Source organism: Sphingomonas flavescens, assembly GCF_030866745.1.
GTDB lineage: Bacteria > Pseudomonadota > Alphaproteobacteria > Sphingomonadales > Sphingomonadaceae > Sphingomicrobium > Sphingomicrobium flavescens.
Map to the genome: position 1 here is coordinate 462,011 of NZ_CP133016.1, position 24,089 is coordinate 486,099.

Annotated in this window: 21 protein-coding genes and 1 tRNA gene; 10 read left to right on the top strand and 12 right to left on the bottom strand. The window is 63.7% G+C overall.

Annotated elements, in window-relative coordinates; translation table 11 throughout:
• A complete protein-coding gene (locus tag QU596_RS02405) occupies positions 1 to 576 on the top strand; it encodes a GNAT family N-acetyltransferase (protein WP_308516863.1) in 576 nt (191 codons plus the stop codon).
• Here the strand turns inward: QU596_RS02405 and QU596_RS02410 are convergent.
• The 7 genes from QU596_RS02410 to QU596_RS02440 all read right to left on the bottom strand — a co-directional run bounded on the left by QU596_RS02410 (position 535) and on the right by QU596_RS02440 (position 9,059).
• Positions 535 to 2,433 carry a DUF2207 domain-containing protein gene (locus QU596_RS02410; RefSeq protein WP_308516866.1) on the bottom strand — a complete coding sequence of 633 codons (1,899 nt, stop codon included), beginning with the start codon at positions 2,431 to 2,433 and terminating at the stop codon, positions 535 to 537. The two genes, QU596_RS02405 and QU596_RS02410, sit on opposite strands and share 42 nt — an antisense overlap.
• Before the next feature lies 1 nt (position 2,434).
• Positions 2,435 to 3,001 carry a LemA family protein gene (locus tag QU596_RS02415; RefSeq protein ID WP_308516868.1) on the bottom strand — a complete coding sequence of 189 codons (567 nt, stop codon included), beginning with the start codon at positions 2,999 to 3,001 and terminating at the stop codon, positions 2,435 to 2,437.
• 783 nt (positions 3,002 to 3,784) lie between these two features.
• Complete coding sequence (locus tag QU596_RS02420; protein ID WP_308516870.1) at positions 3,785 to 4,975, bottom strand: acyl-CoA dehydrogenase; 1,191 nt, start codon at positions 4,973 to 4,975, stop codon at positions 3,785 to 3,787.
• A gap of 99 nt (positions 4,976 to 5,074) precedes the next feature.
• Positions 5,075 to 5,947, bottom strand: a complete 873-nt coding sequence (locus tag QU596_RS02425) for a hypothetical protein (RefSeq protein WP_308516872.1) — start codon at positions 5,945 to 5,947, stop codon at positions 5,075 to 5,077.
• Between the two features lie 101 nt (positions 5,948 to 6,048).
• Complete coding sequence (locus QU596_RS02430; RefSeq protein ID WP_308516873.1) at positions 6,049 to 7,935, bottom strand: M56 family metallopeptidase; 1,887 nt, start codon at positions 7,933 to 7,935, stop codon at positions 6,049 to 6,051.
• Entirely contained in the window at positions 7,935 to 8,315 is a 381-nt protein-coding gene (locus QU596_RS02435) for a BlaI/MecI/CopY family transcriptional regulator (RefSeq protein ID WP_308516875.1), read from the bottom strand. Before QU596_RS02435 ends, QU596_RS02430 begins: the two co-directional genes overlap by 1 nt.
• Positions 8,316 to 8,971: 656 nt before the next feature.
• A tRNA-Ser gene (locus QU596_RS02440) sits at positions 8,972 to 9,059 on the bottom strand.
• 134 nt (positions 9,060 to 9,193) lie between these two features.
• Between QU596_RS02440 and QU596_RS02445 the strand changes: the two genes are divergently transcribed.
• The 9 genes from QU596_RS02445 (at position 9,194) to mazG (ending at position 17,555) form a co-directional block, all read left to right on the top strand.
• Positions 9,194 to 10,258, top strand: a complete 1,065-nt coding sequence (locus tag QU596_RS02445) for a lytic murein transglycosylase (protein WP_308516876.1) — start codon at positions 9,194 to 9,196, stop codon at positions 10,256 to 10,258.
• A gap of 39 nt (positions 10,259 to 10,297) precedes the next feature.
• Complete coding sequence (locus QU596_RS02450; RefSeq protein ID WP_308516878.1) at positions 10,298 to 11,476, top strand: D-alanyl-D-alanine carboxypeptidase family protein; 1,179 nt, start codon at positions 10,298 to 10,300, stop codon at positions 11,474 to 11,476.
• Positions 11,473 to 12,093: a dTMP kinase gene (gene tmk, locus QU596_RS02455; RefSeq protein ID WP_308516879.1), complete on the top strand. Its 621-nt coding sequence runs from the start codon at positions 11,473 to 11,475 to the stop codon at positions 12,091 to 12,093. The genes QU596_RS02450 and tmk overlap by 4 nt, the downstream gene beginning before the upstream one ends.
• On the top strand, positions 12,090 to 13,061 hold the full coding sequence (locus tag QU596_RS02460) for a DNA polymerase III subunit delta' (protein WP_308516880.1): 972 nt from the start codon (positions 12,090 to 12,092) through the stop codon (positions 13,059 to 13,061). Before tmk ends, QU596_RS02460 begins: the two co-directional genes overlap by 4 nt.
• A gap of 34 nt (positions 13,062 to 13,095) precedes the next feature.
• Positions 13,096 to 14,607, top strand: a complete 1,512-nt coding sequence (gene metG, locus QU596_RS02465; RefSeq protein WP_308516882.1) for a methionine--tRNA ligase — start codon at positions 13,096 to 13,098, stop codon at positions 14,605 to 14,607.
• Complete coding sequence (locus QU596_RS02470) at positions 14,604 to 15,386, top strand: TatD family hydrolase (protein ID WP_308516883.1); 783 nt, start codon at positions 14,604 to 14,606, stop codon at positions 15,384 to 15,386. Before metG ends, QU596_RS02470 begins: the two co-directional genes overlap by 4 nt.
• 5 nt (positions 15,387 to 15,391) lie before the next feature.
• A complete protein-coding gene (locus tag QU596_RS02475; RefSeq protein WP_308516885.1) occupies positions 15,392 to 16,150 on the top strand; it encodes an MBL fold metallo-hydrolase in 759 nt (252 codons plus the stop codon).
• On the top strand, positions 16,147 to 16,737 hold the full coding sequence (locus tag QU596_RS02480) for a retropepsin-like aspartic protease family protein (RefSeq protein ID WP_308516886.1): 591 nt from the start codon (positions 16,147 to 16,149) through the stop codon (positions 16,735 to 16,737). Before QU596_RS02475 ends, QU596_RS02480 begins: the two co-directional genes overlap by 4 nt.
• 65 nt (positions 16,738 to 16,802) lie before the next feature.
• Positions 16,803 to 17,555, top strand: coding sequence for a nucleoside triphosphate pyrophosphohydrolase (mazG, locus tag QU596_RS02485; protein WP_308516888.1), 753 nt, complete (start codon positions 16,803 to 16,805; stop codon positions 17,553 to 17,555).
• Here the strand turns inward: mazG and hflX are convergent.
• The 5 genes from hflX to dusB form a co-directional block, all read right to left on the bottom strand.
• A complete protein-coding gene (gene hflX / locus QU596_RS02490) occupies positions 17,534 to 18,685 on the bottom strand; it encodes a GTPase HflX (protein ID WP_420030934.1) in 1,152 nt (383 codons plus the stop codon). The genes mazG and hflX overlap by 22 nt on opposite strands.
• 155 nt (positions 18,686 to 18,840) lie before the next feature.
• Positions 18,841 to 19,335: an RNA chaperone Hfq gene (gene hfq / locus QU596_RS02495; RefSeq protein ID WP_308516890.1), complete on the bottom strand. Its 495-nt coding sequence runs from the start codon at positions 19,333 to 19,335 to the stop codon at positions 18,841 to 18,843.
• An 8-nt stretch (positions 19,336 to 19,343) separates the two neighbouring features.
• Entirely contained in the window at positions 19,344 to 20,726 is a 1,383-nt protein-coding gene (gene ntrX / locus QU596_RS02500; RefSeq protein WP_308516892.1) for a nitrogen assimilation response regulator NtrX, read from the bottom strand.
• A complete protein-coding gene (locus QU596_RS02505; protein WP_308516894.1) occupies positions 20,716 to 22,980 on the bottom strand; it encodes a sensor histidine kinase NtrY-like in 2,265 nt (754 codons plus the stop codon). The genes ntrX and QU596_RS02505 overlap by 11 nt, the downstream gene beginning before the upstream one ends.
• A gap of 61 nt (positions 22,981 to 23,041) precedes the next feature.
• Positions 23,042 to 24,040: a tRNA dihydrouridine synthase DusB gene (dusB, locus tag QU596_RS02510; RefSeq protein WP_308516895.1), complete on the bottom strand. Its 999-nt coding sequence runs from the start codon at positions 24,038 to 24,040 to the stop codon at positions 23,042 to 23,044.
• Positions 24,041 to 24,089 lie beyond the last annotated feature (49 nt).

Sequence of the window (24,089 nt, forward strand, 5' to 3'; positions counted from 1 at the left end):
GTGCGGTTTTCGGCACTGACCTCGGCTCCCACGCTGGAGACCGAGCGTCTGGTGTTGCGCGGCTTTCGCGAGGACGATCTCGACGCGCATGCGGCGATGTTGTCCGACCCCGTGGTCATGGAGCATTTCGGTGGCCACCTGTTCGGCCGCGAGGATGCGTGGCGCCGTTTGGTCGGCGGGGTAGGGCTGTGGCAACTGCAGGGCGTCGGCCTGCTCGCAGTCGAGCGGAAGGCTGACGGCAAGCTGATCGGCCACGTGGGCCTGTTCGACTATCACCGCGAAATGACGCCCTCGATCGAAGGCAAGCCGGAGCTCGGTTACATCTTCGCCGCGGAAGCCCACGGGCAGGGTTTCGCCGGCGAGGCTTGCGGCGCCCTCATGCAATGGGCCGACGAGGCAGTTGAGGCGGCGGAGGTGATGGCAATCATCGCACCAACCAACGCTCCCTCCATGCGGCTGGCAGAGCGGCTCGGCTTCCAGCGGCTACTGGACGCTATCTATCGGAACGAGCCGACCACGCTGTGGACCCGGGCTTTACCAGCCTCCACCACCTCCGCCGCCTCCACCGCCGCCTGAGAAGCCGCCGCCGCCGGAGCCGCTGCTCGAGCCGGGGGCGGTCGAGGCGGAGCTGATCGCGCTGGAGAGGGAGGAGCCGACGTTCTTCGCGAAACCGTCGGGGTCGGACCAGGGGCTGTGGTTGCCGGAGTACCACATGAAGCCCTGCTGACCCTGCGCGGCAGCGGCGGCGAGGACGCTCGCGAAGCGGTCGGCCCAGCGGTTTTCGACGCCAAGCGCGATTGCGTAGGGCAGGAAGCGCTCGAATATCTCGGGCGTATCCTCGGGCGGGTTCATGCGGTCGAGCCGCTCGCGCTCGGTGATCGAGAGATACTGCTTGAAGCCGGCAATGCGGTCGAGAACCTTGCGCCCGTCGAGCGTCGGCGCGTCGATCCAGAAGAAGGCGGAGATCACGAGCGGGATCGCAGCCAGCGCGGGAAGGAAGGGCAACAGCCAGCCCGTGGCCAGCGCCTGGGCGAGGATGGGGAAGCCGGTAAAGAGCGCGAGGATGCCGAAGATGGCGGCCATGCCTGTCGCGAGACATTTGCCGGTCGAGCTCGCAGTCTGCACCCACGCGAGCAGCAGCGCTGCCGTCGTAGCCGCCCCGAGCGATACGAGGACGAGCCGCACAACCAGTCCGGCCGCAGCGACGATCGCGGCGGCGACGAGCCACAAAGCGGCGATGAAAATCAGGACGCCCGCGATCGCCCAGCCCCAATTCTTGTTAAACAGTTTCCCTTCGTACTTGGCCTTCAGATCGGCATCCAAGGCCTTCTTCGCGGACGAAAAATCTTCGTGGTTCTTCTGCTCCATGATGATTGAGTCATCACTGGCGAAGAGCTTCGGCAGCGCGGCATTCTCGTCGCTGGTCAGCGGCTTGTCGGATTGCAGGCGGTCGATCCGCGTCTTGTCGCTGGAGAACCAGCCGCCTTCCTCTTCGACGAGTTTGACGTGGCCCTTAACCCCCATGTCGATCAGCGCCGCCGCGAAGGTGCGGTCGTCGCTGCCCATCCGGGTGACGTAACGGACCGCCGCGGGGCTGAGGTCGTCAGGCGGCGAGAACAGTGGGACGACGGTTCCGGCGGGGGGATCCCGGCCGACCCGGCGATAGGCGAAGATGTAGAAAGCGACGATGCCGATCAGGCCGAGGCCACCGACGATCGGCGGTCCGTTGTCGGCCAGCCAGTCGTGCAGCCGACTCGCCGAGCTTGGTGCCGCAACGACGTCCTTCGGGAAGGCCACCGCGACGGACAGCCCTTCGCCTGGCCCGAGCGGTCCCGTCGTCCTGATCAATATGTCGCCCGGCTTCTCCTCCACGACCTCGGCGGAATGGTCGGTCGATCCGTAAGCGCCCGTATAGAGCGACCGTTGTCCGAATTTCTCGGCGGACGGCAGACGAATTCTCGCCTCCGCCACGTCGATCGGAAAGATCCAGCCGTTACCGGTCGCGTTCCAGTAAAGCTCGTCATAGTTCTCGAAGCGGCCGATCTGTCGGGTGGTGCTGTAGCGGAGCACGTATCGATGTTCGCCCGGTTCGACATATTTGTCGGGATCGCCGACCTTGATGCGAACGCCGTTGCCGTAAGCTTCGGCACTGGCCGCGACCGGCTGTCCGTCCAGGGTCGCACCCTCGAAAGTAAAGCCGACGCGGACCTGACTGCCGTTGCGACCGCGGTATCGTGTCGGGAAGTCGCGGTAGATGCCATGATTGATCCGGTTGCGCTCGGCGCGGACGTCGATCGTTTCCGCCACCTGCAGCGACGAGTCCCGCTGGACCTGGACATCGCTCAGATATCGAAGGATGCGCTCGTCGGCGTGAGCCGGCGCTGACGCGACAACGAGCGCGAGGGCCGCACCAACCCAGCGCAGAAGGCGCATCTCAGCCTGCGGGCTTGGGGAAGGCGACCTTCGGCGCGCTCTGGATCGCCGGATCGTCGTCTTGATAGAACGGCTCTTCGGTGAAGCCCATCGGCCGCGCGATCAGCACCGGCGGGAAGCTCTGGATGCTCGAGTTCAGGTCGCGGACGGTCGCGTTGTAGTAACGGCGCGCGCTCTGCAATTCGCCCTCGATCCCCGACAGCTGGTCCTGCAGCTGCAGGAAGTTGGTGTTGGCCTTGAGCTCCGGATAGGCCTCCGCGACTGCGAAGAGGCGGCCGAGCATGCCAGTCATCTGCGCATCGGCCTGGGCCGTGGCAGCGACGCTGCCCGCATTCACCGACGCCGCGCGCGCCTTCGACACTTCCTCGAACACCTCGCGCTCATGCGTCGCATAACCCTGCACGGTTTCGACCAGATTGGGGATGAGGTCGGCGCGCCGGCGGAGTTGCACGGTGATGCCGCTGAAACCTTCCTTCACCAACGCGCGCAGGCGCACGAGCCGATTGTAGGTCGCAATGAAATACAACAGGACCAGGACGGCGACGCCCAGGACAATCCAGCCGATCATGATTTTCACCCCCGTAAAAGCCGACCGAGCATAAAAGCGATTTTGCGCACCGCATAGCTGTTCTGGTTCAGGACGACCGAAGACGCCAACGGGATGAGGCTAATGTCCGCTTTCGACCCATTGCGGACACTAGCGGCGTCCTCAGCGATACCAGAATGACTCGGCGTTGGAGTCTTCCGAGACGGACTCTGTTAGCGCGCCGTGAGCCACGGTGATTTGGCCAGACCGATACGAAACGTTGCCATGACCGTCAGACTCTCCGCACCCACCGGACATAAATCGGGCCATCGCGTTGGCCACATTCAAAGGAGATGCGGTACGCCGCGCGCACGTCGCTAAGCTCCTTCTGAACCCTCGCCAAATCTCCCCGAACCGATTGTCCATTGATGTGCAGACTGTTGGCGAACGTCAGCAGGTCGTGCGGCGTCGCCGAGCGCTGGGGTCAGTCATGTGACGTGACCGTGAAGAGACACGCGCTGCGCGAGATGGGACTGCTGGGACACTTCGCCGGGTTCGCGTGCGTCCGAATTGTCTGCACCGACCTTTCTGACTGCCAGGCGCCTAAGCCACGCAGACATTAGCCAGCGGCAATTCTCACCCATTGCAGACGTTTAGCGCCGCCAGTGCCGGACAATCATTACCGCGCCAAATGTAACAAGCATCAAACCCAAGAACCCGGGCAGCAAGAGTATCAGAATTGCTATCGGGTCTTCGTTGCCCATCGCCAGAAACCTAGCAGTCTAATGTCCGCTTTCCACCCAAAGCGGACACCAGATCACAATCTCAGAAGGCCGACAGTCCGGTGATCGCACGGCCCATGATCAGCGCGTGGATGTCGTGCGTGCCTTCGTAGGTGTTCACGGTCTCCAGGTTGGCGGCGTGGCGCATGACGTGGAATTCGGCGGAGATGCCGTTGCCGCCGTGCATGTCGCGCGCGATGCGGGCGATGTCGAGTGCCTTGCCGCAATTGTTGCGCTTCACCAGGCTGATCGTCTCGGGGATCAGCTCATCCTGCTCGAGCCGGCGGCCGACGCGTAGCGACGCCTGGAGCCCGAGCGTGATCTCGGTCGCCATATTGGCGAGCTTGAGCTGCACCAGTTGGTTGGCGGCGAGGGGGCGGCCGAACTGCTTGCGGTCCAGCGTGTATTGGCGCGCGGCGGCGTAGCAGGCCTCCGCGGCACCCATCGAGCCCCAGCTGATGCCGTAGCGGGCGCGGTTCAGGCAGCCGAACGGGCCTTTGAGCCCCTCGACATTTGGCAGCAGCGCGTCCTCGGGGACCTCGACGCCGTCCATCACGATCTCACCGGTGATCGAGGCGCGGAGCGACAGTTTCTCCTTGATCTTCGGCGCAGACAGGCCCGCCATGCCCTTTTCGAGGATGAAGCCGCGGATCTTGCCGTCATGCGCGTCGGACTTCGCCCAGACGACGAACACGTCGGCGATGGGCGAGTTGGTGATCCACATCTTGGATCCGCTGAGCAGATAGCCGCCCTGAACCTTCTGCGCGCGGGTGCGCATGCCGCCGGGGTCGGAGCCCGCGTCGGGCTCGGTCAGGCCGAAGCAGCCGACCCATTCGCCGCTGGCGAGCTTGGGTAGATATTTCTTGCGCTGCTCTTCGCTGCCGTAGGCGAAGATGGGGTACATCACGAGGCTGGACTGGACCGACATGGCGGAGCGGTAGCCGCTGTCGACGCGCTCCACGGCGCGGGCGATCAGGCCGTAGCTGACGTAGCCGAGGCCGGCGCCGCCATATTCGTGCGGGATCGTCGCGCCGAGCAGGCCGAGCTCGCCAAACTCGCTCATGATCTCGCGGTCGAACCGCTCTTCGAGATAGGCCGAGGTGACCCGCGGGAGCAGCTTCTCCTGCGCGTATCCCTCCGCAGTGTCGCGGACGAGGCGTTCCTCGTCGGACAGCTGGTGATTGAGATCGAACGGATCCTGCCAATCGAACGGCAAGATGGCTGGCTCGGCCATGAAGTTTCCCGCGCTTGCTGAAAGTTGCCGCGCTCTTAGCCGGGGAGGGCGGGACGCGCCACCCCGGCGAAGGTTCGCATGCTCAGCGCCATGGAGACCTTAGCGTCGACGACCGAAGATCTTCAACTCCGCGAGCTGGTTGAGCGGCGGCACGGCGCCGTTGGCGGGCGTCACCGACCGGACGAATTCCGGCGTGATGTCCAGCGCCTTGAGCTCGACGAGCTTGTTCACCGGCAGGTTGCCGTAGCCGATCCGCTGGAAGCCGGCGATGAAGTCCGGCGTGATGTTCAGCGCGCGAAGCTGGACCAGTTCGTCGGCGGGCAGATTGGCATAGCCGGCGCGGGCGAAGCTGCCGATCCATTGCGCATTGATGTTCAGCGCCTTGAATTCGATCAGCGAGCTGATCTTCTGCGGCCGATATCCCGCGCGGGCCAGATCACCGATATAGCGGCCATCAACACCGAGGGCGGAGAGGGCGATGACGTCATCCATTCGCGGTGTCGGGTAGCGGGCGGCGGCGATCGCATCGAGCATGGCGCGATGGGCATTGACGGCCATCAGCGCGAAGGCCTGGTCGCGCGTCGGCTGTCCGATGCCGCGCGACGCCAGCATCTGTGCGAAGCCTGCGTCAGCCGTGAACCGACAGTTGCCCGCGGCGAAGCTGTTCCCGCCGCTTCCGGCGCAATCGAGGCGGCCTGCTTCCCTTACTACGGAGAAGTGAAGCGGCCGGCTGCCGGCAGCACGAAAGGAGGACACCTCCAACCCGACGAGCTCGGACGGGGTGAAGCCGCTCGACCAATTGGAGTCGTTGCGGCCATCGCGCTGCTCGCGGAAGCTCGCGTGTAGCCTGGCACCGTCGCCCCGCTGCGGTTCGAGAATGAAGCGAAGGCCGTCGGACGGTGCAGCGCAAGCCGAACCGACCGTGACGAAGGCGCACAACAGTGCGGCGATGAAGGTAATGGAGCGGTTCATGACGACCTCCTTTTTCAGTTCACCGGGCAAAGTGCGCCCGTCCGCCCGGGATGGGCGCTTAGAAATCGGCGTACGGAGTTGATCAGTCGGTTAGGGTGACGTCAGCCGTCCGGGTCAGCCGCATGACGCGGCGGGACCGGTGGACGCGGCGGCACCGGCGGCGCTGTCCCGCCGAGCGCGCGTAGCTCGACGAGATCGTCAGCGTCGGTGACCTTTACACCCGACGCCTTGACCCGCGCAGCGAACGCGGGATCCACACCGACAGCGCGGAGCGAGACGAAGTCGTCGAGGTCACCGCGAAGGCCGGTCGCACGCATGGCCTGGATGTAGCCGCCGGTCAGCCCGACCGCGCGTGCCTCGACCAATTCGTCAGCGGTGATCCTGGGAAAACCCGCGGCAGCCATACCGCGCGCATATTCGGGTGTGACGCCAACCGCGCGCATGCTGGTGAGGTCTTCGAGATCAGCACCGGCGAGCTGGGGAAGTGCAGCGCGCATCGCGCCGACATATTCCGGGGTGACCCCGACGGCCTTCATCTCGAGGACCTTGTCGATCGGGCGATTGCTGCGGGGCACGCGGGTGTCGCGGAAGTCTCGCGCGTCGGCGTAGGTCACCGCGGTGGCGCCATTGGCCGCGACGGCCACGACCTTGCGGCGGCCGTTGGCATCCGGCGGATAAATGGTCGAGGTCGCGCCGTTCGGAGCGCGCGCGATCAACAGGCCGTCCTTCTGTTCGACCGTCGCACCGTTGGGGGCGGTGGTCTTGAAATCCGGCTCTACGGCGTGGCGGACGGTGTTGGGCGCTATCGCGGTCGCTGCCGCGACGGCCGTGGTGACCGACGTCGACACGCCGTCGGCGATGAGGCTTGGCAAATCGGCAGGAGGCTCGCTCGGCGCAGTGTAATAGGGGTCGCGCGGCTCGCCCGCGGCGATCGCCTTTTTGGCCGGGGTCGATTTCATCCCGGCTGGCGTCAGCGTCAGGGCCGCAAGGGGCGCCGCCACCATGATCGCACCAACGAATACGCCGATGGCGAACGGGCGGGCGACCGGGCCGCGGGTCAGCTTGCCGTCGAGGACGCGCTGGACGCGGCGGGCGAGCGAGCTTTTGGACGGAGCGACGCCATGGGCACCGAGCAGCAGGCCGGGGCATTCGTGCCGGGCGACGCCGACCAGCAGTTGCGCATAGTCGGTATCGACGATGTCGGCGGCAAGCACGGTGTCGTCGGCAGTCTCTTCGCGGAGCTGATGCGCTTCGCGAGCGAGCACCCAGACGAGCGGGTTGAACCAGAACAGAGCCGTCGCGACGCGTGCGAGCAGCAGCTTGATCCAGTCCAGGCGGGCGACGTGCGCGAGCTCGTGTGCGATGATTGCTTCGGCTTCGCCCGACGCTTCGACGGCGCGGCTGTTGAGCAGGATCACCGGGCGCATAAGACCCCAGCTGATCGGCGAGGCGAGCTCGTCGCTGGTCAGCAGGGCGGTGCCATGCTTGAAACCCATGCGCTTCTGGGCGCGGGCGAGGGCGCTCAACCAATGGCCGTCGACAAGGACGTCGGCGCGGGCTCGCAAGGCAATTAGTCGCGCAAGGGCGAGAAACGTAATGAGCAGCAGAATGGCCGCCGGCACCGCATAAAGCGCCGTCGCAGCTGCTGACAGGCCGAGCGAAGGGAATTCGAACCTTGGCTGAGCGGTTACCGGTTGTGTAGCGATTGGCTTAGCCGCGGATGACGTAACCGCCGCTGGAGGCGTCGCCACTTCCTTAACCGGCGAAATCGGTGCGGTCTCCGCGGCGGTGCCGAACATCGCGGGGGTTTCGACATTCCAGGTCGGCATGACCAGCGGCGCGAACGCCATGATCACCAGGGCCAGCAGGCCGATGTGCGCGACCCACGACCGTTCAGCCGCCGAGCGCTCCTTCATCAACCGCATCAAGCCCAGGGTCAGCCCCGCAAGGAGCAGCGACTTCAGGGCAATGCCGACCAGAATATGCATTACTTGGACCCCTTATCCTTGCGTGCACGGGCGATCATTTGTTCGAGCTGGCTTAGCTCGTCGTCTTTCAGTTTGTCGGACATGCCGAGCAGGGCGCTTGCTGCGCTGGCCGGCGACCCGTTGAAGAACACGCGGACGATCTCGCTGAGCGCGGACTTCTTGGCGACGGTGTCCGACACGACCGGACTATACAGGAACCCGCGGTCGGATTCATCGCGCTGCACGAAGCCCTTGTCTTCCAGGCGCTTGAGCATGGCACGAACGGCGGATCCACTAAGCTGAACGGGAAGAGCGTCGCAGATATCGGCGACAGGCATGGCGCCGCGTTCGTAGAGAATGTCCACGATCTGGCGTTCGCGCGGTGGGAGTTTACTAAGCATTCGCTTCCTTTCGGCACGGCGACTCGCCGCGCTACATTTGTAGAGTGCTACATTTGTAGCGTGAATGCAAGATGAATTCGATGGCTTTGATGGTTAGGTGACTGGCGCTTGCAAAGGCGAGGACCGACAACATGCGATCGAAACCATTGCGAAATGAGCAGCCGGCTATTGGTTCTCGTCATCAGCGTATTGCCGACTGTTGCCACAGCCGCTTGTCCAATTACCGGAGCGACCTATTCCACACCCAGCGGAGCGCGCGCCGAGTTTCGTTCGGTAGGAAGCATCGGCTGGATGTCAGATCTTGCGATCGGGGTCCGATCTGGCACGAACAGAGCAACGCACTGGTTTCTCTTCGACCGAGGATCGGCACGATACATCAATCTGATCTCCACGACCGATGTTACGCGTGCAGGATGGCGCCCGCCTTCTGCCGACGGAGGGGTTAGGCCCCTTGGCGAGACGCATTTCGTTGCGGCTTCCCGTGACCTGGTTGTTTCAGAAGAAGTCCCGACGTCTCATACTGCCGTGCCCTATTATCTCTTCTTCCCAGATTTACCCGAACTGCTCGCCCACAGTCCAATTCCTCCAGAAGACATGACCCAAGCCATCTTCAAGCTCGCGCGGTGCGGCCACCGCTAGGATTGAAAGTTAAAAGGTGGCGGATGGGGTGGGATTCGAACCCACGGACGCTTGCACGTCGCCGGTTTTCAAGACCGGTGCCTTAAACCGCTCGGCCACCCATCCGTCGCGCGGCTCTTGGCGGGAGGAGACCGCGCTTGGCAAGCGGCAATTGACGGCGAACTGTGCAGCAGGCGGGACGGATCAAGCTGGCCTGCGACCCTGCTTCACCTCTAGCCTTTCAGGGAAGGGGACGACGAATGGGTTTCTGGTTGGTCGCGGCGGGTTTGGCAGGGGCGGAGCCGGCAACGCTATCCAGCGTCCAACTGGCCCAAGCCGACGTGACGACGCCAACTTACGCAGCCGCAGCGCCGGACCCTTGGTACACGTACAAGATCCGATTGGCCGCGCTCGCGCGGCAGCAAGGGGTGAGCGACGCTACGGTCCAGGCGAATGTCTATTCGTTGACGGTCAATCAGCGTGTTATCGAACTGGAACGCTCCGAGCCCATCGCTCGCACGAGCGGTGGCGTGGTGGGGGCATTGGCGCCCTACCTCCGTTCGCACGTAACGACTTCGCTCATTCGCCGCGGGCAGGCGAACTATGCCGATCATTACGGATCGCTTCGACAGCTGGAGGTTCGCTTTGGCGTCGATCCGGCGGTGCTAATGGCGATATGGGGGCATGAGACCAGCTACGGCACCGTCACCGGCAGCACCGATCTGCTACAGGCGCTGGCCAGCCTCGGTTATTACGGCCGTCGCCGGGATTTCTTCGAGGCGGAATTTGTCGCCGCGCTGAAGCTCATGGACCAAGGCGTGCCGCGCTGGCGCCTCAAGGGCAGCTGGGCGGGTGCGACGGGATATCCGCAATTCATGCCATCTGTTGCCTTGAGACTTCGAGCCGACGGCGATGGTGACGGCTACGCCGACATCTGGTCCAACGAACTGGACGGGCTTGCGTCAATCGCCACCTACCTGCGCGACGCCGGATGGAAACCGAACGTCGCCTGGGGCATTCCCGTGCGCACGCCCTCCGGGCTCAACCGCGCTCAGCTTGTTAATCGTACCACGGCACCCCGCTGTCCGCAGGTCTATCGCCGTCATAGCCGTTGGCTGACAATGCGAGAGTGGCGCGCGCTGGGTGTGACGGCGATCGGTCGTGGGCTACCGGACACAGAGATGGCGAGCCTGATCGAGCCGGATGGCCCCGATGCGACGGCGTATCTGCTGACCACCAACTATCGCGCGATCCTCGATTACAATTGCTCAAATTTCTACGCGATCTCGGTCGGAGTTCTGGCGGACGCGATTGCGCGGCGATAGACGGGGTCGCACAAGCTTATCGGGAGGCCGAAACTTCTAATGCCGCGTATCATTCTTCTCGCCGCTGCAGGTTCGCTGCTTGTCACGACCGCGGCACCGGCGGCCGCGCCGCAATTCGACACGCCGGCAAAATATGCCTTCCTGATCGATCTGTCGTCGGGCGCCATCCTCTACAACAAGAATGCCGACGTCCGCATGCCGCCGGCGTCGATGGCCAAGATGATGACGAGCAATGTTGCGTTCGACCTGATCAAGCGCGGCGAGCTGAAGCTCGACAAGATGTGCACCGTGCGGCCGGAGACCTGGCAGAAGTGGCATGGGCCCGCGGCCGGATCGACGATGTTTTTGAGTCCCAACGAGCAGGTTAGCGTCGAGAACCTCCTGCACGGCATCATCACCTTGTCCGGAAATGACGCGTCGGTCGTGCTTGCCGAGTGCATCGCCGGAACCGAGGAAGCTTTCGTCGGCCAGATGAACGAGCAGGCGCGGCGGCTGGGCCTGACGAACAGCCATTTCGGGACCGCGAACGGCTGGCCGGACGAGGGGCGGACCTATGTCTCAGCGCGCGACCTAGCGAGCCTCGCGCGGGCCGAGATCGAGCATTTCCCTGATCTTTACAAGAAGTTCTACGGGCAGACGAGCTTCACCTGGGGCAAGACGCTGGGCGCCGGGCAGGACATCACGCAGGCGAACCGCAATCCGATCCTCGGCAAGGTACCCGGCGCGGATGGCCTGAAGACTGGGCACACCGAGGAGGCTGGTTACGGTTTCACCGGTTCGGCCGAGCAGAACGGTCGCCGCCTCATTGAAGTACTGGCCGGCCTGCCGAGCTGGAACGCGCGTGTCCAGGAGTCGACGCGGCTGATCCAATGGGGCTTCGGCGCGTGGCAGGCCAAACCGCTGTTCGCGGCGGGCGCTAAGGTCGGGGTGGCGAAGGTGCAGCTGGGCAGCGCGAGCGAAGTTTCGCTCGTGGCGCCGCGCAATCTCGCCGTGACGGTGCCGGCGGGGCTATCGACCGGCGCCATCAAGACCAGCATTCGCTATAACGGCCCGCTGGCCGCGCCGATCGCCAAGGGGCAGGAAGTCGCGCAGCTGGTCGTCACCACCGGTGACACCCCCCCGCAAATCGTCCCGCTCATTGCCGGTGAGGATGTCGGCAAGGCCGGCTTTTTCGGCCGCATCTGGCTCGGTCTCAAATCTTTGTTCGGGATGGCGTGACGACCGGCAGGTTCATCGCGCTCGAAGGCGGAGAAGGGGTCGGCAAATCGACGCAGGTCCGGGCGCTGGCAGAAGCGCTCCGTCAGCGCGGGATCGACGTCGTCGTTACGCGCGAACCCGGCGGTAGCGAGGGCGCCGAGCGCATTCGCGAACTGCTACTGAAGGGCAGTGAAGATCGCTGGGGCGCCCGCGCCGAGGCGTTGCTGTTCGCGGCTGCGAGGACGGACCATGTCGAGAAGACGATCCGCCCGGCGCTCGCCCGCGGGCAATGGGTGCTGTCCGATCGCTTCATCGACAGTTCGCTCGCCTACCAGGGCGGGGCCGGCGGGCTGGAGATCGACGCCGTCCGCGCCATCAATGCGTTCGGAATTGGCGACAGCTTCCCCGACCGCACCTTGATTCTGGTACACCATGAAGGCGGCGCGCGGGCGCGCGCTCGCGACGCCGAAGGCAGCGACCGGATTGGCGGGCGTTCGGATGACTATCACCGTGCGGTCAACGCTGGCTTTCGTGCCGTTGCGGAGGCAGAGGCTGATCGCGTGATGCTGGTCGATGCGTCGGGGTCGCCGGAGAACGTTACGAAACGTCTCCTGGCAGCGCTTGAGGACTTTCTGTGATCGTAGGACAGGATCGCGCGGTTCAGCAGTTCGCGAGTGCCTGGGGAACTCGCAAGCTGCACCATGCATGGCTGCTCGCCGGTCCGCGCGGCGTTGGAAAAGCAAGCTTCGCACATGCCGCCGCGCGCCGTGTGCTCGCCGAAGCGGCTGGGCCGCCGTTCGATCTGCCGGGGATCGACACACCCGACAGCCACCCGATCGTCAAACTGGTTGAAGCCGGGAGCCATCCCGACATGCGCCAGCTCGCGCGCCTGACCAACGAAAAGACCGGCAACCTCAACCGCAGCATCAAGGTCGAGCAGATCCGCGAGCTCGGCGAGTTCATGGGGATGACCGCGGGGCTGTCGCCGTGGCGCGTGGTGGTCATCGACAGCGTCGACGATCTCGAGACGTCGGGCGCGAACGCCCTTCTCAAGATCCTCGAGGAGCCGCCGGCGAACACCCTGTTCTTCCTCGTCACCCACGCGCCGGGCCGGTTGTTGGCGACAATCCGCTCACGCTGCCGCCGCCTTGAGTTCGGCCCGCTGGACGACGACGCCATGACGTCAGTTCTCGAAGCGCACGCAGCGGGCGTGACCGGCGCCGAGCGGGCGCAGATTATCGCCATGTCGTTCGGATCGGCGGGGAGGGCGCTGGCATTCGCCGAACTCGGCCTCGCCAAGCTGGAAGACGCGGCATTGGCGATCCTTCGCCAGGGCGATCCCACCAACGCCCGCCGTTCGGAACTCGCGCAGGATCTCGGCAAGAAGGCGTCGGCCGACCGCTACGCGGCGTTCCTCGAGCTCGCGCCGTCGCTGATCGCGCGGGAAGCTCGCTCAATGACGGGCGATCGCCTGGAGCGTGCGCTCGACGCTTATGCAAAGGCGCGCGAGTTGGCTTCGATTGCGCCGCGATTGTCACTCGACCCGGCGGCCACCGTGTTCCAGGTCGGCGGGATCCTTGCCGAAGCCGCGCCGCCGCTTCCTTGATGCCCCCGCGCGGCCCCGCTAGGGCCAGCGCAATATGGGCGACCCTTATTACATCACCACGGCCATCAGTTACCCAAACGGGCCGCCGCACATCGGTCATGCGTACGAAGCGATCGCAGCAGACGCGATGGCGCGCTTCCAGCGCTCGCAAGGTCGTGACGTCCGCTTCCAGACCGGCACGGACGAGCATGGGCTGAAGATGGCCCAGGCGGCGCGCAACAAAGGCGTGGAGCCTCGTGCGTTCGCTGACGAAATGTCGCGTCTTTTCCAGGACATGTGCGACACGCTTAATGTTTCCTACGACCGCTTTATCCGCACGTCCGAGGCCGACCATTACCGCGCCAGCCAGGCGATCTGGGCGGCGATGGAGGAGAGGGGGGACCTGTACCTCGACCGCTACGAGGGTTGGTACTCGGTCCGCGACGAAGCTTATTATGAGGAAGAAGAACTCGTCTCCGCGGACGATGGCACGAAGCTGTCGCCGCAAGGCACGCCAGTCGAATGGACCATTGAGGAAAGCTGGTTCTTCCGCCTGTCGAAGTACCAGCAGCCGCTGCTCGATCTTTACTCAGCCAATCCGGAGTTCATCCGACCCGAGAGCCGCCGTAACGAGGTCGTCCGCTTCGTCGAAGGCGGGCTGAAGGATCTCAGCATCTCACGCACCAGCTTCGACTGGGGCGTGCCGGTGCCGGGGAGCGACAATCACGTCATGTACGTGTGGCTCGATGCGCTGACCAACTACATCACCGGGCTCGGGTATCCGGACGACACAGAGCTTTGGCGCACCTACTGGCCGGCCGACGTCCACCTGATCGGCAAGGACGTCGTCCGCTTTCATGCCGTCTACTGGCCCGCGTTCTTGATGTCGGCGGGCATTGAGTTGCCGAAGCAGGTGTATGGCCACGGCTTCCTGCTCAGCCGCGGCGAGAAGATGTCGAAGAGTGTCGGCAACGTCGTCGACCCGATGGCGCTCGCCGAGCGGTTCGGCGTCGACGCATTGCGCTATTTCCTGCTGCGCGAAGTCACCTTCGGCCAGGACGGCAGCTACAGTGCCGAAGCTATTGTTAGCCGAGCCAATGCCGAGCTGGCGAACAGCTTCGGCAATCTGGCGCAGCGGACTTTGTCCATGATTTACAAGAATCTGGACGGCATTCTTCCGGCCCACGGCGAAAGCGCCGAAGACCGTGAATTGCTTGCACTCGTGCGCGGTATCACATCGGGCGAAATGGTCGAGCAACTCAATCGCTTCGGTTTCTCGTTCGCCATCGATGCTTGGATGAGGGCGGTCTTCGCCTGCAACGCCTACGTCGACGCCCAGGCCCCATGGGCGCTACGCAAGACGGACCCTCAGCGGATGGCGGCTGTCCTTGGTACGCTGGTTGCGGCAGTGCGCCAACTGGCTGAGACGATAGCTCCCATCATTCCGACCGCCGCAGCCAAGCTAATCGAGGCGATCGACGCCGGCTCAGGTGGCGCACCCATCGCGCAGCCCGTGCCGCTGTTTCCACGACTTGAATTGCCGGAAGCCGAGGACGCCGCCGCGTGACGCTGATCGATAGTCATTGCCACCTGAATTATGAAGGGTTGGTCGAGCGACAGGGCGACGTGCTCGATGCGGCACGCGGCCGGGGCGTCGCCGGTTTCCTCAACATCGCGACCAGGCAGCGTGAATGGCAGGACATTATCGGCGTCGCAGAGCGTGAGCCGGATGTCTGGGCCAGCGTTGGCGTCCATCCACACGAGGCTGATTCTCATCCTGACCTTGGCGCCGCGGCGCTGATCGAAGCCGCCGACCATCCGCGTGTGATTGCCATTGGCGAGTGCGGACTCGATTATTTCTACGACAAGTCCGACCGCGCGTCGCAGCGCGAGCGCTTCCAGGCGCACATCGATGCCGCCCGCGAGACCGGGCTGCCGCTGGTGATCCACACGCGGGAGGCTGAAGATGACACGGCGGAGATCTTGACCGAGGCCGTCAGGGAAGGGGGCGGCGTCACCGGTGTGCTCCACTGCTTCACGGGCTCCGCTGAACTCGCCCGCAAAGGGCTGGACCTCGGTTTCTACGTGTCGTTGTCGGGGATCGTTACGTTCAAGAATGCGGCTGACCTGCAGGAAACGGCGAAATGGCTGCCGGCAGATCAGATGCTAGTCGAAACGGACGCGCCCTTTTTGGCACCGGTGCCGCACCGCGGGCAGAAGTGCGAGCCCGCGTTTGTCGTCGACACGGCAGCCTTCGTAGCGGGGCTACGTGGCGAGGAGCCTGAGCAGCTTGCTGCGACCACGACCGAAAATTTCTTCCGACTTTTTGCCAAGGCAAGGGCCTAAATCGCGTGAAAGTCCGCATCCTCGGCTGCGGAACCTCGACCGGCGTTCCGAAGATCGGCGGAGATTGGGGCCGGTGCGATCCCGCCGAGCCGCGGAATCGCCGTTTGCGCACTTCCATCATGGTCGAAAGCCGGGGGGAGCGGATGCTGGTCGATTGCGGTCCGGACTTGCGGCAGCAGTTGCTCGCGGCGGAGGTTAACCGGCTGACCGGCGTCATCGTCACACACGCGCATGCCGACCATTGCCACGGCATCGATGAACTGCGTCCCGTAGCGCAAGCGATCGACGCGCCAGTGCCCATTCACGCACGCCGCGACGTCCTGGACCGCCTGCGGAACAGCTTCGCTTATGCGTTCACGCGGACGAGCTTCTATCGAACCATCCTCGAGCCTTGTGAGTTGGGCGACAGTCTGTCGTTCGGGGACGCCAACGTAAGGTTCGCGGATCAGCCGCATGGCGGGATCACGTCGCTCGGCCTGCGCTTCGAAGAGCAGGGCCGTAGCGTAGGATACGCCGTTGATTTCAACGCCTTCAATGACGACATGCTGGCTCTGTATGAGGGCGTGGACGTGTGGATTGCCGATTGCCTGACGCGTCAGCCGCATCCCACGCACATGCATCTGGACGGCATATTGCGAGCCGCGCGCGACCTGCGCGTTGGCCAGGTCTATCTCGTCCACATGGGTAATGGCCTCGACTATCGCACTTTGGTCAACGAACTGCCCGACTGGGCGGCGCCGGCCTACGACGGGCTCGAGCTATGATGACCAACGACATGATGCTCGGCGGGGTCTACCTGCTGATGGCCATCATGCTGGTCGCCGGATCGCTGATGACCCGCCGCGAGCCCGCGATGCGGATGCTGACCATGGCCTTGGCCTGGATTGCGATCTTCGGCGCCGGCTTCGTCCTGTTCACATTTCGTGACAACTTCGGCTGGGTGACGCAGCGGTTGAAGTCCGAAGCGCTCGGCACGCCGGTTCAGGAAGGCAAGCAGACGCGTATACCGATGGCCATCGACGGCCATTTCTGGGTCGATGCGACGCTGAACGGTCAAAAGGTCAAATTTCTGGTCGACAGTGGCGCCACCACAACGACCGTCGGACGCGACATCGCCAAGAAGTCAGGCGTGACGATATCTGCGCAACGGGATCGCTACGTGCGGACCGGCAATGGCATCATTCTCGTCGCGACTGGCCGAGCGCGTGAGTTGAAGGTCGGCGACATCGTTCGTCGCGATCTGGCGATCGAGATCGCGGATGGCGACAATCTCAACGTTCTTGGAATGAATTACCTGTCGACTTTGACCCGTTGGGGGGTCGAGGGACGATGGCTCATCCTCGAACCCTAGCGTGATCATACTTTACATAATGCATATTATCATACTTTTGGACAGACTAGGATTGGGGGCTCCAAATGTCCCTTGATCGCCTCGTCGAGATCATGCGCCGGCTGCGCGACCCGAATACCGGTTGCGAATGGGACAACGTCCAGACCTTCGATACCATCGCCCCTTACACGATCGAAGAAGCGTACGAAGTCGCCGACGCGATTGTGCGCAAGGATATGGATGCGCTGGCTGATGAGCTCGGCGACCTTCAGCTCCAGGTCGTCTTCCACGCGCGCATGGCCGAAGAAGCTGGCCTGTTCACGCTCGACGACGTGCTCGACAACATCACCAGCAAGATGGAGCGCCGGCACCCGCACATCTTCGGCGATGCGGAGCACGGCGGCCATCATCTGTGGGAGCAGATCAAGGCCGAAGAACGCGCAGGCAATGACGATCAAAGCGCGCTTGCCGGCGTGGCTCTCGCGCTGCCGGCCCTCGAGCGCGCGGCGAAGCTACAACGTCGCGCGGCACGCGTCGGCTTCGACTGGCCCGATGCCGACGGGCCGCGAGGCAAGATCACGGAAGAACTCGCCGAGCTAGATGCTGAGACAGACCGCGATCGCCAGCACGAGGAGCTAGGCGACCTTTTGTTTGCGGTCGTCAACCTCGCACGTCATCTGAAGATCGAGCCGGAAGCCGCGTTGCGGGATGCCAATCGCAAGTTCGAACAACGCTTCAGGGCGATCGAGCAAGAGCCCGGATTTGCGGAGCTTTCGCTCGACGAGAAAGAAGCGCTGTGGACGCGCGCAAAGCAGTCTCAGGCGGACTCCATAGCCTGAAAGCGCGCCCAATTGTCGGGCGACAAGCGTACCGATAGGGCGACCTCATCCTCCTCGACGCGCTGATCCAGAACTTCGCCGCGCGCGTGCAGCCAGGCAATCCGTTCTCCCGCGCTCGCAGGCAGGCGGACGTCGTGCACCTGCTCGCCATTGCGCAATCGCGACGCCATCAATTCCCGGAGTTCCTCAAGCCCCTCGCCGCTAAGCGCCGACACCATAGCCACGTCTTCGCGGCGCTTCGCTTCTTCCGTCAGCCGGTCGCGTTCTTCGGCGGTCAGCAGATCCACCTTGTTCCACGCTTCTAGCCGAGGCGGCGCCCCCTCCTCCGCCATGCCCAGTGATGCAAGCACATCGTCGACGTCGTCGCGCTGCGCCTCGCGATCGGGATGCGCCATGTTGCGAACGTGAACCAGCAGATCGGCTGATGCGACCTCTTCCAACGTAGCGCGGAACGCCGCTATCAACTCGGTCGGCAGGTCGGACACGAAACCAACGGTGTCGGACAGGATCACCTTGTCGAAACCCGGCAGGCGGATGTCGCGCATGGTGGGGTCGAGGGTCGCGAACAGCAGGTTTTCGGCGAACACAGCTTCCCCGGTTAGGCGATTGAAAAGCGTCGACTTTCCGGCATTCGTATAGCCAACCAACGCAATTACAGGCCACGGCGCCCGCTGGCGGCGGTCCCGATGCAGTGTGCGCGTGCGTTTCACCTGTTCGAGTTCGCGACGGATCTTCGCCATGCGGTCACGGATCATCCGGCGGTCGGCTTCGATCTGCGTCTCGCCGGGGCCGCCGAGGAAGCCGAAGCCGCCGCGCTGACGTTCGAGGTGGGTCCAGCTGCGAACGAGACGCCCCGACTGATATTGCAGGTGGGCCAGTTCGACTTGAAGCTGCCCCTCGGCAGTTGCCGCCCGCTCGCCGAATATTTCGAGGATCAGGCCGGTTCGGTCGATGACCTTGGTGCCGCTCTCGGTCTCCAGGTTCTTCTGCTGTATCGGCGTCAAGGCGGCATCGACGATCAGCAAATGCGCATCGTTGGCCTTGGCGAGTTCTGCGATTTCTTCAACTTGCCCTTTCCCGAGCAATGTCGCGGGTCGAACGGCGCGCACGCGGAACGCTCGCGCGGCCATGACTTCGATGCCGATCGCGGCGGCCAGGCCAACCGCCTCTTCAATCCGGGCATCGGCAGAGCGCCGAAGCCCCTCGCGCGGGAGTTCCGGAACCGCGATGATCGCCCGCTCGCCGCGTGCAACCTCAATCGCGCCATTGCCATCATATGCAGGACTCAGTTGTCCGTCTCCTTATCGCCGGCATGGTCAGCTACAAGGTCGAGCGAATGAGCCGGCTGTAACGTCGAGATGGCGTGCTTGTAGACCAGCTGCAACTGCGCGCCGCGCTCGAGAATCAGGCTGAATTGATCGAAGCCCGTCACCGTTCCCTGCAACATCACGCCGTTAACGAGGAACAGCGTCATCCGCTCGGCATCGCGCGACGCCGCGGCAAGGAACAGGTCTTGCAGACTGGCCTTCCCCCCTTCCGCGGTCAGGCGCGTTGCGACGAAATCCACCGGTTTTTCGCTCGGCATGATCGTCGAAATGGCGTGCTTGTAGAGCAGCTGCATCGTCCCGTCGCGCCGCAGGAGAAGCGAAAACGCGTCGAACCAGGTGACGACGCCTTGCAGTTTGACGCCCTTGACCAGAAAAATGGTCACCGGTGCCTTGGCGCGCCGCAGGCTGTTCAGGAACTGATCCTGCAAGCTCAACGAACGGGTGGCGGCCACCTTATCTCCTACTCTTCGCCGTCCTTCTTTTCCCCGATGCCCAAGGCCTTGAGCTTCCGGTGAAGCGCTGAACGCTCCATGCCGATGAACGAAGCGGTGCGGGAGATGTTGCCGGAGAAGCGGCGGATCTGGATTTTCAGATATTCGCGCTCAAACGATTCCCGCGCTTCACGTAGCGGGCTGCCCATGATGGCCATGGTGGTGTTGGAGCCGCCCGCCGATCCCTGACTATCGAGGATTTCCGGGGGTAGCAGATCGACCTCAATGCAGGACACTCGCTCGCTCGGGGCGAGAATCAACGTCCGCTCGATGATGTTGCGTAGCTGCCGGACGTTCCCCGGCCAGTCGTGCGCTTGCAATGCCGCCATGGCCTCTTCGGAAATAGCTGGAGAAGGCATTCTCCGCTCGGCCGCCAGGCGAGCGAGGAAATGACTGACCAGTTCCGGAATGTCCTCGCGCCGTTCCCGCAACGGCGGAAGCTTCACCGGGACGACATTCAACCGGTAGAAAAGGTCCTCGCGGAAGCGTCCCGCAGCGATCTCGTCCTGCAGATTGCGCGAGGTTGCCGAAAGAACTCGGACATCGACCTTGACGGGCCGCTGACCGCCTACACGCGTATAGCTCTGATCCGTCAGGACCCGCAGGATCTTGGCCTGCGTGGTCGGCGGCATGTCGGCGATCTCGTCGAGGAACAGCGTGCCGCCATGGGCATGCTCGAGCAGGCCGGACCGGCTCGTGCCGTCCGCCTCGCTGCCGAACAGTTCTTCCTCCACCCGCTCGGGACTCATCATCGCCGCGGAAAGCACGATGAAAGGCGCGCGGGCCCGCGGGCTCCATTGATGGATCATTCGAGCCGCGATTTCCTTGCCTACACCTGGAGGGCCGGAAATCAGCACGCGGCTCCCCGTCGGGGCCACGCGCTTCAAGGTTGCACGGACAGTGTTGATCGCGACCGAACTGCCGTGCAGCTGATCCTCATGGCCGAGCTGGAGCTTCAGCGTCTCGTTCTCGCGGCGCAGGCGCTCGGCCTCGGTAGCGCGATTGACGAGATAGATCAGCCGCTCGGCTTCGAAGGGCTTCTCGATGAAATCGATGGCCCCTTCCCTCACCGCCGCCACTGCGGTGTCGAGATTTCCATGGCCGGAGATCATCAGCACGGGCAGCGTCGAATCGCGGCGCTTGATCTCCTGAAGCAGCTGCAGGCCATCGAGCTTCGACCCTTGCAGCCAGACATCGAGCAAGACCATCGACGGCCGCCGCTCTTCAATCGCATCGAGCGTCTGCGTGCTGTCTGCTGCCGTACGAACCGAATAGCCTTCGTCTTCCAGCACACCGCCGACCAGCTCGCGGATATCGGCCTCATCGTCGACTACGAGTACTTCAAGCGCCATCTGCTTCCTCATCTAGGTCGTGGCCGGTTTTGCCGGATGGGCCGCCCTCGCCCGCCAGTGTCGCCAGTTTTGCCGTGTCGAACGCGATCCGGACATGCGTGCCGCCGCCAGACCGGTCGAGGAAGGAGATTTCGCCCATATGCTCCTCGACGATCTTCTTGACGATCGCGAGGCCAAGGCCGGTGCCCTTCACTCGGGTGGTCATATAAGGCTCGGTCAGCCGTTCCCGATCTTCCGGAAGACCGATGCCCGTATCCAGCACGTCGATGATCAGATGGTCCGCGTCCTGACGGATCTTGAGGTCGATGCGATCGCCAGCGATGCTGTGCTCGCCGCGATTCCTTCTTCCTTCAATGGCTTCGACGCTATTCTTCACGACGTTGGTGAGCGCCTGGCTGAGCTGACGGCGGTCGCCGACCATCCGGAATTCGCCCTGCGCCGGCTCCAGTGAGAAGGTGATCGAGGAGTGCGCGACTTCGTGCAGGAACAGCGCCTGGCGCGCGATCTCGTGTACATTTTCGTCGCGGAAGACGGGCTTCGGCATCCGTGCGAAGTCGGAAAATTCGTCGACCATCCGACGCAGATCGCCGACCTGCCGAACGATCGTCTCCGTCAGGCGCGAGAAAGTGTCGGGATCGGATGACACTTCCTTGCCGAAGCGCCGTTGCAGGCGTTCCGCAGCAAGCTGGATCGGGGTCAGGGGGTTTTTGATCTCATGCGCGATGCGCCGCGCAATGTCCGACCATGCGGCGCGGCGCTGATCCGAAAGCTGGTCGGTAATGTCGTCAAACGTAAGCACCGAACCGTCCGCATAGCGCATACGCTTCACGGCTAGGGTTCGCTGCACACCGTCGTCGGTGATCGTCACGTTGGCGTCGGATGTCTCGCCGCGCATAAACTCATCGAGTTCTGAAGAAAGCGATCTCAGGCCTCTGCCCTCAATCTCCTCGTCGCCCTGCTGAAGCAGCGTTTCTGCGGTGCGATTGAGCAACGTTACCCGATGCGAACCGTCGACCGCGATCACGCCGGCAGTTACGCTCGAGAGGACCGCTTCGATAAATGCTCGCCGAGTATCCAATTGCGTGTTCGCCGAGCGAAGCGCGTTGGTCTGCTCTTCAAGACGGCCCGTCATGCGATTGAACGCCGTGGATAAGGTCTGCACCTCATCCTCGGTCTTCGCGACGGGCACTCTTACGGAGAAGTCACCCGCTTCGACCCTCCCGGCGGCGTCCACGAGCTGGCCAACGGGGCGCACGAGCCGGTCTGCGAGCCTCAACGCCGCAAGGATGGACAGCCCGACGATGATGAGTGCGCCAAGGAGCAGCGCAGCGTTGAAGCGGAGCTGGTTGAGCCGCGATCGGGCAAGCAGCGCCTGGTAGTCTCTGAGCACGTCGTTTGCGCGGTCGAGCTGCTCCTTGAACTGCGGGTCGAAGACGCGCGCGGCGTAAAGATAGGTGTCCGGCCCGAAGGCGAGCTTGGTGACCGCGCCGACCCGGTCCGCCGAACTGATCGGAACAACTGATTTTTTCGACAGCTCCGTAATCGCCGCCGGCGGGATCGCGCGCTCCAATTGCCGGTCGTAGGGATTAACCAAGACCAGTGTTCGGATTTGCTTGTCGGGCCCGTAGGTGAAAATGATCGCTTCGGACAATCCGCGATTGAGTACCTGCAGCCGCGCAAAGGCGTCCTGGAAACGCGGATCCTCGATTGAATAGGCTTGCAGATACTCCGCAAGATTTCCGCTAGCGGCCAGCGTTTCCGCTGATACCCGATCGACTTCGTTGGCGTAACTCGCCCGGGCAACCTGGACGGTATTCTCCAGCATGTTCCTGGCACGATTGGAGAACCAAAACTCCAGGCCGCTTTGAAACAGCACTGAGGCGAAGATCGCTACGAGAACGGTTGGAACGACCGAGATGACGGAGAACAGCGCGACGAGGCGCACGTGCAGTCGGCCGCTGCCAAGCCCTCCCCGCTCCGCGCGCCGCACCGCTAGCTTGCGGGCATAGAGCACCATCAGTGCGATTGCGGGAAGCAGATTGGCGATCAGCAAAAGCGCGATCAAGGGAGCGTAAAGCAACGTGCCCGGCGCGGCATCGCGGCGTATCAACCAGATGCTGAGCGCCACCATTGCGGCCAAAAAAGCGCCAATGGCCCAAGCTAGTCGATCGTAGAACCGCCCGCTCGCGCGCTCGCGCTGGAGCCAATTGTCCTGCTGCTTAGTCACCGGCGATTCGGCCGTACGCGCGTCCATCCGGGCAGCGCCCTAGCATGGGCGTTGCAGAAACAACACAGGTTTGCGGTGAGTATTCCGTTCAGGCCGCGGCGCGCGCGCACCACGGCGAATAGAATTCCTGCAACATCGCGATGACGACCTTCGGATCGTCCTGCTGGTTGACCTTGTTGCGCAGGTCGGCCGATCCGGGCAGCCCCTTGGTATACCAACCGATATGCTTGCGCGCGAGGTTCACGCCCGTCTGTGTCCCGTAGAGCTGCAGCATGTCGTCATACTGCTCAAGCATCGTCGCCAGCTGCTCGTCGAGCGTTGGGTCGGGCCGTTGTCCACCCTCGCCGAGCGCGCTCATCACCTGAGCGATCAGCCACGGGCGTCCGTAAGCGCCGCGGCCGATCATCACGCCGTCGGCACCCGATTGGCGCAAAGCTTCGCGACTGTCATCGACCGAGCAGATATCGCCATTCACGATGACTGGCAGCGACACCGCTTCCTTGACCGAGCGAACGAACGCCCAGTCGGCGGTGCCCTTGTAGAGCTGACAGCGCGTGCGTCCGTGCACGGTGATCAGCTTCACACCCAGATCCTCGGCGATGCGCGCAAGCTCAGGCGCGTTGAGGCTGGAATGGTCCCACCCCATTCGCATCTTCAGCGTGACCGGCACTTTCACGGCCTTCACCGTGGCGTCGATCAACCGCGCGGCAAGCGGCAGGTCGCGCATCAGCGCCGACCCGGCATCGCCGTTTACGACCTTCTTCACCGGGCAGCCCATATTGATGTCGATAATCGCCGCACCGCGCTGTTCGTTCAGCTTGGCTGCCTCGGCCATCACATGCGGCTCGCACCCCGCCAATTGCAGCGAAATGGGCTCCTCGGCCGGATCCCACAGCGACTTCTGCAGCGACTGACGCGTCTCACGCACCATCGCCTGGCTGGCGATCATCTCGCTGACGGTCAGCCCGGCGCCGTAGCGCTTGACGATCCGGCGGAACGGCAGATCGGTGACGCCCGTCATCGGCGCCAGAATGACCGGCGCGTCGATCCGCAGCGGACCGATGTTGATGGGCTTCAGCTCAGACATGGGAGCGCCGCAGATAGTGGAGAACCCCTTGGCGGACAAGGCAAGCGCT